We start from the raw sequence: 10,981 nt of genomic DNA, 5'->3' as shown, positions 1-10,981 counted from the left end.
GTATAAATAATACAATTATTATGGTTAATTCCTTGTAATGAAGGAATTGGTCGATTGTTATAACTTAGTTCACTATCATAATCATCTTCAATAATATAGGCATTATTTTTTGTAGCCCATTGTATAAGTTTAAAACGATTTGCAATAGGAATAGTTACTCCTGTTGGATATTGATGTGAAGGTGTAATATATAAAAGTTTACACTTATTTTTTTCTATATGTTCTAAACTAATACCATCAGAATTTATTGGAATATTTTCTATAGAATAATCAAGATTTTTGAATACTTTTTTTACTACTGAATATCCTGGAAATTCAATTCCTAATTGTGAAGTAGAAGATTTTAATATTGTAGCAATAATAAACATTGCATCTGAAAATCCACTACATATGACTATTTGATCAGGATTACATTGTACTCCTCTATTGTGACATAAATATTTTGATATTTGTACTCTAAAAGAATATTCACCTTGCATTTGAGGATAGCTTCCAAAATTAATCATATCTTTCATAATTTTATTATGTAATCTAGACCATAGTTTATTAGGGAAATTATCATTATGTAGTTGAGCAGGATAAAAATTATACAAAATATTTGTAGTAGTTGGTTTTAAAGCATGTTGAAATGTTTCTTTTAGTGGTAAATAGTTTTCTATATCTTTACTTACAAAATATCCACTTTGTGGATAACTTTCAATATATCCTTCTGCGAATAATTGACTATATGCAGATTCTACTGTGTGTTTACTTACTTGGTAATCTTGAGCCATTTGTCTAATCGAAGGAAGTTTTGTTCCTGCAGGCAAATTTTTTTCAATATTAATTTTAATTTGATTATATAGTTGGATATATAAAGGTGTTGATGAATTAATAAGCTTATATATAACTGTCCTTTTTATTTATCAATTTTTGTACCTTGAGTAAGTTACAGCTGTATGTTATTATAACACCTGAAAACTTAAATAAATAGAGTTATTGGAGGAATACTTGGAAACTAAAATAGCAAAAGTTTTATTTATTAAAACAGGAAGAGTTACTACACGAAATTTAGAAAATAATAAAAGGAAAAAAATTGTTTCGGCAATAAGAAAATATCCTGTAAAAAAAGCATTTCTTACAAGAACTGGATTTATGGATGATGAACAAGGTGATTTAAAACATCATGGAGGTGAAAACAAAGCACTATTCTTATTTTCACAAAAAACATATGAACAAATTAATAAACAGTTGAAAACAACTTTTGATATTGATGGTGTTGCACATTTTGGAGAGAATATAATTCTATCTGATATTACTGAAAGTGATATTTGTATAGGAGATATTTATCAACTGGGAGGATCAAGAATACAAATCACACAACCAAGACAACCTTGTTGGAAATTAAGTGCTAATACAAATAAAAAAGAGATGACAAAGTTTATTTTTCAAAGTGGTTTAACAGGTTGGTATGCAAAAGTTTTAGATGAAGGTGTAGTTTGTGTAAATGATGAGCTTATTTTAGAAAAGAGAAAATATCCCAACTTAAGTATTAAAAAACTTAATCAACTTATTGTAAATCCATTATTAGATGAAAAAATAACCAACGAAGCACTAAGTTGTAAAGTATTAGGAAAGCCATTTTTAAACTCATTGTCAAAAAGATATAAATTTAAAGATGAAGATGAACAGTTTTCATTTTATCATACTTAAAAGGGAAGAGATGAACGAAAACAATTATTTATTGCCATTATATAATAGATTAGATGTCTCATTTGTAAAAGGTAAGAATTCTATTTTATATGATGAAAAAGGGAGAGATTATGTTGATTTTTCTTCTGGAATTGGTGTGAATAGTTTGGGTTATTGTGATAAAAAAGTTGTTAAAACGATAACTAAACAAGCCAATAAAATTTTACACACATCAAATATTTACCATATAAAGTCACAAGAAAAATGTGTGAAAAAAATAGTTACATTAAGCACCTATGATATGCAGTGTTATTTTTGTAATAGTGGTGCAGAAGCAAATGAAAGTGCCATTAAACTGGCTCGAAAATATGGAAATACAGCTTTTTGTAAAACAAAGTATAAAATTATAACTATTAAAAACTCGTTTCATGGAAGAACAATAGCAACTTTAAAAGCAACAGCACAAGAGGAAAAACATAAATATTTTGGACCTTATCCTGATGGATTTGTTTATGCTGATAATATAAATGAGGCGATAAACTTAATAGATGATGACACTGTTGCAGTTATGCTTGAACTGATTCAAGGGGAAGGCGGCATTTTTATGCAAGATAAAGAGCAAGTAAAAAAGTTAAGTGAGGTATTGAAAAAAAAGAAATTATTATTGATAATAGATGAAGTTCAAACAGGTGTTTATAGAAGTGGAGAATTTCTAATGTCACATCATTATGAGATTAGACCAAATATTATAACTTTAGCAAAAGGCTTAGCAACAGGAGTTCCAATAGGGCTGATGATGACAGATTTAAGAAATGTTTTAAAGCAAGGTGATCATGGTTCAACTTTTGGAGGAAATCATCTTTCGACAACCGTGTCAATTAAGGTTTTAAATATTTTAGAAAAATATAAAAATAGTGGAAAACTTGAATCAAACATTAAATACTTTAATGATTATTTAGACTACTTTATAGAAAGATATCCATCTTTGTTTTTATCAAAAAATGGCTTTGGTTTTATGCTTGGACTCAAACTTAAAGATGGAACAAAGCTCAATGAGATTGTAAAGTTATCTTTAAAGCAGGGTGTTTTAGTACTAAAATCAGGAAAGGATATTGTTCGATTTTTGCCACCATTGAATATATCAAAAAAAGAGATAAAAATGGGATTTAAAAGATTTGAAAAGGTTGTAACAAAATTGAAAGGAAAAAATATATGAGACATAGAACAAAAACACATTTACTTACACAAGAAGAAGTTGAAAAGTTATTTATACGAGCTGAAGTTGGTCGTATTGGGAGTTTTGGAAAGGATGGTTATCCTTATATTGTACCTATGCATTTCGTATGGCATAATCAAAAGATATATTTACATGGATTACCAAAAGGAGAAAAAATTGATAATATAAAATTAAATCCAAATGTATGTTTTGAGATAGATGAAATGATATCTTTATTATATGATGGAGTGGAAAATCCATGTGATGTAAATACTGAATTTAATAGCATAATTTTACAAGGACACGCAACTATTGTTGAGGATTTTGATGAAAAGAAAATAGCACTTTTAAAAATAGTGGAAAAATTTACACCTCATTTAAAAAATAAAGAATTACCTCTAAATATGATAAATGGTACAGCAGTTATTGGAATAGATGTTATGAAATGTGTAGGAAGATATTATAAATAAGAAATAGCAATTTTTGGATTGTGTAATGTTGTTAGTTAGATTATGATTTTAAAAGTAAATAAAAGGAGATAAAAATGAGTTTTATAAAAAATGAGAGTTTAGAAAAAGCAGATTATGAGGTATTTTCAATAATTGAGAATGAGTTAAAAAGAGAAACAAATCATCTAGAGATGATTGCATCAGAAAACTTTACTAGTCCTGCTGTTATGGAAGCAACAGGAAGTATTTTTACAAATAAGTATGCAGAAGGTTATCCATATAAAAGATATTATGGTGGATGTGAGTTTGCAGATCAGGTTGAGCAGTTAGCTATCAATAGAGCTTGTGAAATTTTTGGTTGTAAATATGCAAATGTTCAACCACATTCTGGAAGTCAAGCCAATAGTGCTGTATATGCAGCATTGTTAAGTGCAGGAGATAAAATTCTTGGTATGGATTTAAGTCATGGTGGACATTTAACTCATGGAAGTAAACCATCCTTTTCAGGAAAAAATTATAATGCTTTTTCTTATGGAGTGGAACTAAATGGATATATTGATTATGATAAAGTTATGGATATTGCAAAAGTTATACAGCCAAAAATTATTATTTGTGGTGCAAGTGCTTATGCTAGAGAACTTGATTTTAAAAAATTCAGAGAGATAGCAGATGCGGTAGGAGCAATTTTGTTTGCTGATATTGCACATATTGCAGGACTTATTGCTGCTGGTGAACATATGTCACCTTTTCCTTATGCTGATGTTGTTACAACAACTACACATAAAACACTAAGAGGACCAAGAGGTGGTATAATTATGTGTAATGATGAAGAGATTGCTAAAAAACTTAACAGTGCAATTTTTCCAGGAACACAAGGTGGTCCTTTGATTCATGTTATTGCTGCAAAAGCAGTTGCATTTAAAGAGGTATTAGATGTTTCATGGAAAGAATATGCAAAGCAAATAAAAGCCAATGCAAAAGTTTTAGAAAAAGTTTTAATCAATAGAGGATATGATTTAGTAAGTGATGGTACGGATAATCATCTTGTACTTGTAAGTTTCTTAAATAAAGACTTTTCAGGGAAAGATGCAGATACCGCACTTGGAAATGCAGGAATTACTGTAAATAAAAACAGTGTACCAGGAGATACACGAAGTCCATTTATTACAAGTGGTATTAGAATTGGAAGTCCAGCTTTAACTACACGAGGAATGAAAGAAAAAGAATTTGAAATAATTGCGAATAAAATATGTGATGTTCTAGATAATATTCAAGATATAAATTTACAAAAAAGAATTAATAAAGAGATGAAAGAATTAGCAAAAGGATTTGTTATTTATACTCAATCAACATTTTAATTAGACCTATTGAAAATCCTAATGGTAGTAGAAATATCTCATAAATTGTTATATTTGGAACTTTTAACTAAAACTTAAAGTTGTGTTCCAAATATAAGAGATTTAGCAACTTAACGCTTGCAGCATGCGCGCCATTGGAATGGAGCAGAAGGAGCAATGTAAATGGCGTCGCTGTGCCTGCACTGGTTATGTAGCATCGACCAAACTCACGACTTTTGACATTATTACCTGCTGAATCTCGGGGTGAAATTCCTCATAGATGGTATTTGAGCGAACATTGTTCTTCTCTTTAGGCTTTGGGACAGTGAACCTTTCACGGCTTATCCAATTTATGCGTCTGCCTGCACTGACGATACCTTTGGTATCCTCTTCGTCAGTTAAAAGTTTATGATCAGCAACGAAGCCAATCCCCTTAACATGGATGTCTTTACTTCCGGCGGAGCAAGACTTGATGTAAACGATGTCTCCGACCTTCAGAGATGCTATGTACTGAAACAACTCCGGTGCTTCACCTTGCCCCCAGCCGGGGCCAGCGATTCCGTGATTAATAAATTCAGCGCTTACGTCCTCGCCGTAATATGCCCCAATTCCAAAAATTGCCATCTAATTCTCCTTGGCTGAATTTGCTACATAACTATTTATTGAACATACATTATATACAAGATAGCCTGAAAATCAACAAACAACATACACAATATGTGTCGTATATCAAAATGCCTATAAACACCTTAAATAAGCTATTTTTGTAAATATTAGTATAAAAAATATTGAAAATTGAGATGCTTCTTAAATAAATTTTAAGTTTATGATATGTTTTTTATGTATGTTTAGACGATAATAGTACATAATGTATGTATATTAAGGTGATATCGTAATAAACCTGCAAAATGTTAAATATATTAAGAGGAGTAATGTGGATAGAAAATTGATACAAAGATAAGTTATAAAACAAGTTCAATAACTTGTAAATATTCTCCAAATTTCAACTCTTTTATGAACAAGATTACCATTAGTAAAAACTGCTCCAAAAATAAAAGGTTAAGGAAGAGATTGTTCAGAACTTTGTGTCATATTTCTTTTTGACAGATTAATATTGTTAAAAAAACTGGACTGGGCTCAGACAAGGAAAGTTTCCTAAATTAAACTAAGTCCATGAGTTACAGTTTGGAATAAAGAAGAAGTAAATAAATGGATAAGTGATTTATAATTACACATCCTCTCTCTAATTTAAAAATTTAAGGTTATAAGTTACAGAATTTAGAATATAGTTTACCATACCTAAATTATGGATTTTATCAAAAGCTATAAATATTACAGATATTACAATTGCCCATATTAAACTTAAAAATGAACCAATTAAAAAATATTCTGCTTTTATTTGTTTATCAATTTCCTTATATCTCGCAATAGTCTTAAAAACTACGACAATAGATATTAATGCCCAATTTTGCGATACTATACCTATAAAATATAGTATTCTTTCAAGAAAACCTATCCTTGCAGCATTTTTGTCACTGTTTATGTTAGGATTTTTTTCTGTTATTTCAGTTATTGTCTCTACTGCTGTTCCATCTTTTACTATTGTTTTCGTTATTCTTTCTTTGTGAGTTTCCTCTGAAGTAGTAGGTTTTATTTTTGCTATTTCATTATTAATAAATTCATTAACTGAATATAATAATATTAAAGTTATTGTTATTATAAATATCATAGAAAAAAAATTATTTTCTTCAATATTAAAGTAATTAACAAAAATTGTGTACCCCACTAATAATAAAATTGGTAGACAAGTCCATTTAAATAATTTAAAGTTCTTCATCAAATTTAATATCCTTAAAATAATTCTGATCTAATTTATTACTATTAGTTTCAAAAGATAAGATTATTTGTTCAAATACATTCATTATAAAAAAATATTTTGAACGTTCTGCAAAATAATAAATAGATCGCTCACTTGTCTTCATTAATGATTTAATTTCTTTTAAATCTTTATTTTTTATGACTTTAAATTTTAAAAATATTTTTTGTTTATCAGTAAAACTTGAAAATACTTCTTCCATTAACATGCCAATTGTGTTAAGTAATATTGTTTTATCTATATCATTTTGAATATAAAAACTATATTTCTTATTTTTTTTATTCAGTATTTCATTTGTATTTGTTAATCCCATACCCATAATTTCAGAATGTGTTGTTTTATTTATATTTCCATAGATATTACCATATCCTAAAGCAAACCTACATTCGATATTTTCTAACATAAATGCAATATCTAAATAAAGTAATATTGATAACAATATTTTTATGTCTTTAACTACAACCTGAAAATCATCCCCAACTTTAATTTCCAGTTTTGTAATTATTTTATCTCTAAAATTCTCTTCGGTTTCTATTAATATTCTATTTAGCGTTTCTGATAATATTTTTTGATCATATTTTCTACTATCTTTTATATCACCCATAAGCATAAAGTATTTATCCATTGTTTATCTTTTTTATTAAATTATTTCATATGATACAACAATTAATCTTATACTTTTGCATGTTTTTACATTCAATTTATACTTTTGCATGTTTTTACGTTCAATCTATACTTTTGCATGTTTTTACGTTCAATCTATACTTTTGCATGTTTTTACATTGATATTTTGAAAAAACTAAAACTTATAATTCTAGGGGATATTATAAAATACATACTTGCGTATTCTATTTAGTATACCATTAAGTCCTCTCACCTCGTAATAAATCTGCAAAATGTTAAATATATTATAATGTGCAATGTGGCTAAAAAATTGTTAGAAAGATGAGTTTTAAAAACAAGTTCAACAACCTGTAGGTTTTGGAACTTTCTTTAAGTTCAAAATTAATTTATTGAACTATTATATAATTTCATTAACTATCAGTTATAGACATAAAACTATGAGTGGTCTTATAAATGATATATTTTACTTATATAAAACAATCTATTAGTTTTTTTAATAGCTCTTTTTTATCTTCATTTGATTCAGTTTCTAATCTAATTGACAGTTGATTTTTTACAATTTTTATTGCATTGTCACATTCACTTATTGCTTCATTAATTTCTTTTTTTGTTAGATCACATGTTTGTATACCGAATCTTTCTATATACTTGTTGTCCCACCATTTTTTACTGCCAAGAAGTAATAATGCTGGAATATCATTTTTAATATATACTGTAGTTGATACTACATCATATGCTGGTGCTAATTTTATGTCATCTATTCCTGTGTAAATAAGCCCAAAGTTTTTGAGATGAGCATCACCATTTTTTAACAAAAAATTTAAATAAGTCATTTTAAAAAATTGAATAAGTGAAGATTTTTTGTGCTGCGGTGAAACAAAAGTTTTAATTGTTTTTACTATTTGTTCATGAGATCCTTCATATTTATCATCTCTTTGTTTACCCATTAAAACGCACATGTCTTCAAAGCCAATATATTTATCATCAACTTTATCAAATCGTTTCATTATAAAAAGCTTTTCATCATCAGATATATAAAACTCTGGAACTTCAATGTTTGATCTTCTAACTATTTCCATGCAGTAGTACTCATTTAAAGCAAGTTCTTTATAATCTGCACCCCAAGATTTGACAATGTAATCATCAACTTTTAAAGTTGCTTTATTTTCAATTACGGCTAAAACTTTTGGCTGAACTCCACTTAGTGCTGAGTTTAGTGCAAATTTTGTTACTAATTCATCAAAAAGGTTATCTTTTTTTGTATGTAATAAATCATCAAGACTTAAACTATCGTCAGCTTTAATAAAATTTGATTCATAAGAAAGCCTACCTTTTATTGAGTTTGACATAACTTTTAGTAAGCCAAAATCATCGGTTTTTGTGAGTTTTGAGAAATGTTTTTTAATAATTGATAATAGGTAGCCTTCTGGCAAATGCATTTCAAAAATAGGGTGAAGTTTATTATGGATAAATGGCTTACTTCTTACAGGCATAAGTAAAGAGATAAAATTGTTTTTTTCTTCACAATCATATGAGAATATAAATTCATTATCTTCTTTTATTAAGTTACCACTAGAATTTGAATTTACTTTTACATTTAATTTATCCATTTACAATATCCTCAAATACAGGGAATAGTGATTTTTCTTTTATAACTAACTCTTGTCCTAGATAGTCAGTCAATTGCAAAACTTTTTTAAGGCCAATGTCACTACTGGTTCCATTTTCAAAATTGCTGATAGTTGCTCTTGAAATATTTAAATCACTAGAGATAGTTTTCTGAGAAATACCTCTACTTTTTCTTAAAAGTGCCAACTCTTTGCCAAGTTCAACAAAATTCATATAAATACCTTTTGTGTATAAAATATTAGTCATTATAATATTAAAATTAGATTTTGTCAAATATTTTATACATTATTGATCTTTTTAATTATATTAGAGTACATTAATAATCAAATGTAGTGGAAAACAATCTCTTTATTTATAAATAAGTATAGTACCCATTATATCATCTGTATGTAGAATAATTTAAATTTTATCTATTTCTTTGCCATTATCGTTTATAATGCGGTTAAATTAAAAAACAAATATTTAACATAAAAGGTAAACGATGGGATTAGGTGTAGGAATAGTAGGACTTCCAAATGTAGGTAAATCGACAACTTTTAATGCTTTGACAAAAGCACAAAATGCAGAGGCACAAAATTATCCATTTTGTACTATTGAGCCAAATAAAGCAATTGTTCCAGTACCTGATAAAAGACTTGATGCGTTAGCAAAAATTGTTATTCCTGATAAAATTCAATACTCAACAATTGATTTTGTAGATATTGCAGGACTTGTACGAGGTGCTTCAAAGGGTGAAGGGTTAGGGAATCAATTTTTATCTAATATTAGAGAAGTTGAAATGATCTTACATATGGTTAGATGTTTTGAAGATGGAAATATCACTCATGTGGAAGGTGATGTAAATCCTTTAAGAGATATTGAGATAATCGAAACTGAACTTATTTATGCAGATATTTCACAGTTAGAGAAAAAAATAGATAGACTTAAAAAACAAGCAAAAACTTCAAAAGAAGCGGCTTCTTCTTTTATAATTGCAGAAGAGTTATTTAAACATTTAGAAGAGTTAAACCCAGTAAAAACTTTTGAGAAACTTGAAGATGATGTTTTTATTGCTTTAGATAAAGAACTTAGATTTTTGTCAAATAAAGATGTGATTTATGGGGCAAATGTTGATGAAGATTCATTAGCAGATGGTGGAAATAAATTTGTTGAGATATTAAAAGAACATGCGGCTTCTGTTAATGCTGATGTAATTATGCTTTGTGCAAAAATAGAAGAAGAACTAGTTGGTTTAGAAGATGAAGAGGCACAAGAATTTTTAACAGATTTAGGTGTAGAAGAATCAGGATTAGAGCAAATTATTCATAAAGCATTTGATAAACTTGGACTTCAATCATATTTTACAGCTGGTAAAATAGAAGTTAGAGCTTGGACTATTAAGAAAAATACAAAAGCACCACAAGCAGCAGCTGTGATTCATAATGACTTTGAAAAAGGTTTTATAAAAGCAGAAGTTATTGCCTATGAAGATTTTGTATCTTTAGGTGGAGAAGCTAAGTGTAAAGAAGCAGGAAAATTAAAACTTGAAGGTAAAGATTATATTGTGCAAGATGGTGATGTTATGCATTTTAGGTTTAATGTCTAAAAGATTTATCATTATAAACTAACTTCAATTATCAAAATGTAAAGAAGAAAACTTCTTTACATTTACTAACTATATTTAACAAAAATCTAAAAGTCTAAAATTCAATAGAACAAATTTAATAATAATTTTAAAACTTTAATTTTGTATACTTTATATACAAAAATGTAAACTCTACTATACCTTAAAAATGTATAATTATTTTATATATTTTAAGGAACTAGAATGAATAATCAACTTATTAATTATAAAGGAATTGAGCTAAAACAGGAGTTACTTCAATATTTTAAACATATGTTCTTAGTGGAAGAGTATAGAGAAGAATTAGTATCATTATCAAAAAGTTGGGATAACCTATCTTTACTAAGTAACTTTGGAAATAATAGTGCAAATATAAATGAAACAAAAAATAACTTTTCAAAATTGACTTCAAAACTGTTAAATCATCTATCAAATGAACTTCTAGAAAAAACAATAAGACAAATGAAATTTAAATCACAAATCTCTATTGATATTCTTATACGAAATCTTTATGAAAGAACTGCTGATATTGGATTTTTAGCTACAGATAAGGATATAAGAGAATTTTTAGAAAAT

The 10,981-nt window shown here is 27.6% G+C and carries 11 protein-coding genes and 1 pseudogene; 6 read left to right on the top strand and 6 right to left on the bottom strand.

The window, feature by feature from the left end; genetic code table 11:
• Positions 1-809 (bottom strand): PLP-dependent aminotransferase family protein (locus CRU95_RS15695; RefSeq protein WP_164969815.1); only part of this gene is annotated, 809 nt, incomplete at its 3' end.
• A 181-nt stretch (positions 810-990) separates the two neighbouring features.
• Between CRU95_RS15695 and CRU95_RS15690 the strand changes: the two genes are divergently transcribed.
• From CRU95_RS15690 to CRU95_RS15675, 4 genes are all read left to right on the top strand, one after another.
• A complete protein-coding gene (locus CRU95_RS15690) occupies positions 991-1,692 on the top strand; it encodes an MOSC domain-containing protein (protein WP_129102060.1) in 702 nt (233 codons plus the stop codon).
• A 10-nt stretch (positions 1,693-1,702) separates the two neighbouring features.
• Positions 1,703-2,887: an acetylornithine transaminase gene (locus tag CRU95_RS15685; protein ID WP_129102059.1), complete on the top strand. Its 1,185-nt coding sequence runs from the start codon at positions 1,703-1,705 to the stop codon at positions 2,885-2,887.
• Positions 2,884-3,357: a pyridoxamine 5'-phosphate oxidase family protein gene (locus CRU95_RS15680; protein ID WP_129102058.1), complete on the top strand. Its 474-nt coding sequence runs from the start codon at positions 2,884-2,886 to the stop codon at positions 3,355-3,357. The genes CRU95_RS15685 and CRU95_RS15680 overlap by 4 nt, the downstream gene beginning before the upstream one ends.
• A 74-nt stretch (positions 3,358-3,431) precedes the next feature.
• Positions 3,432-4,694 (top strand): serine hydroxymethyltransferase, encoded by a 1,263-nt coding sequence (locus tag CRU95_RS15675; protein WP_129102057.1) that lies wholly within the window; start codon positions 3,432-3,434, stop codon positions 4,692-4,694.
• Between the two features lie 186 nt (positions 4,695-4,880).
• On the opposite strand, the gene CRU95_RS15670 is transcribed toward CRU95_RS15675, so the two are convergent.
• From CRU95_RS15670 to CRU95_RS15650, 5 genes are all read right to left on the bottom strand, one after another.
• Positions 4,881-5,297 carry a hypothetical protein gene (locus CRU95_RS15670; RefSeq protein WP_129102056.1) on the bottom strand — a complete coding sequence of 139 codons (417 nt, stop codon included), beginning with the start codon at positions 5,295-5,297 and terminating at the stop codon, positions 4,881-4,883.
• Positions 5,298-5,916: 619 nt separating this feature from the next.
• Positions 5,917-6,402 (bottom strand): hypothetical protein, encoded by a 486-nt coding sequence (locus CRU95_RS15665; RefSeq protein WP_164969814.1) that lies wholly within the window; start codon positions 6,400-6,402, stop codon positions 5,917-5,919.
• A 94-nt stretch (positions 6,403-6,496) separates the two neighbouring features.
• A complete protein-coding gene (locus CRU95_RS15660; RefSeq protein WP_129102054.1) occupies positions 6,497-7,174 on the bottom strand; it encodes a SatD family protein in 678 nt (225 codons plus the stop codon).
• Between the two features lie 466 nt (positions 7,175-7,640).
• Entirely contained in the window at positions 7,641-8,783 is a 1,143-nt protein-coding gene (locus CRU95_RS15655; protein ID WP_129102053.1) for a type II toxin-antitoxin system HipA family toxin, read from the bottom strand.
• Positions 8,776-9,015: a helix-turn-helix domain-containing protein gene (locus CRU95_RS15650; RefSeq protein ID WP_129102052.1), complete on the bottom strand. Its 240-nt coding sequence runs from the start codon at positions 9,013-9,015 to the stop codon at positions 8,776-8,778. The genes CRU95_RS15655 and CRU95_RS15650 overlap by 8 nt, the downstream gene beginning before the upstream one ends.
• Positions 9,016-9,283: 268 nt before the next feature.
• Between CRU95_RS15650 and ychF the strand changes: the two genes are divergently transcribed.
• Positions 9,284-10,387, top strand: coding sequence for a redox-regulated ATPase YchF (ychF, locus tag CRU95_RS15645; protein ID WP_129102051.1), 1,104 nt, complete (start codon positions 9,284-9,286; stop codon positions 10,385-10,387).
• A 222-nt stretch (positions 10,388-10,609) separates the two neighbouring features.
• Positions 10,610-10,981: pseudogene (locus tag CRU95_RS15640) on the top strand (chemotaxis protein CheW); the annotation flags it as partial.

Origin of the sequence: Arcobacter sp. F2176, from assembly GCF_004116465.1 — a bacterium.
Classification (GTDB): domain Bacteria; phylum Campylobacterota; class Campylobacteria; order Campylobacterales; family Arcobacteraceae; genus Arcobacter; species Arcobacter siniprincipis.
The sequence above is the reverse complement of the archived record's forward strand: the minus strand, read 5'-3'. Positions and strand labels throughout refer to the sequence as shown.

Excerpts from the sequence above, each read along its gene's own strand:
- CRU95_RS15665 (WP_164969814.1), bottom strand. The coding sequence starts at position 6,402 with ATGATATTTATAATAACAATAACTTTAATATTATTATATTCAGTTAAT.
- CRU95_RS15675 (WP_129102057.1), top strand. The coding sequence starts at position 3,432 with ATGAGTTTTATAAAAAATGAGAGTTTAGAAAAAGCAGATTATGAGGTA.
- CRU95_RS15650 (WP_129102052.1), bottom strand. The coding sequence starts at position 9,015 with ATGAATTTTGTTGAACTTGGCAAAGAGTTGGCACTTTTAAGAAAAAGT.
- CRU95_RS15670 (WP_129102056.1), bottom strand. The coding sequence starts at position 5,297 with ATGGCAATTTTTGGAATTGGGGCATATTACGGCGAGGACGTAAGCGCT.
- CRU95_RS15655 (WP_129102053.1), bottom strand. The coding sequence starts at position 8,783 with ATGGATAAATTAAATGTAAAAGTAAATTCAAATTCTAGTGGTAACTTA.
- CRU95_RS15685 (WP_129102059.1), top strand. The coding sequence starts at position 1,703 with ATGAACGAAAACAATTATTTATTGCCATTATATAATAGATTAGATGTC.
- ychF (WP_129102051.1), top strand. The coding sequence starts at position 9,284 with ATGGGATTAGGTGTAGGAATAGTAGGACTTCCAAATGTAGGTAAATCG.
- CRU95_RS15680 (WP_129102058.1), top strand. The coding sequence starts at position 2,884 with ATGAGACATAGAACAAAAACACATTTACTTACACAAGAAGAAGTTGAA.
- CRU95_RS15660 (WP_129102054.1), bottom strand. The coding sequence starts at position 7,174 with ATGGATAAATACTTTATGCTTATGGGTGATATAAAAGATAGTAGAAAA.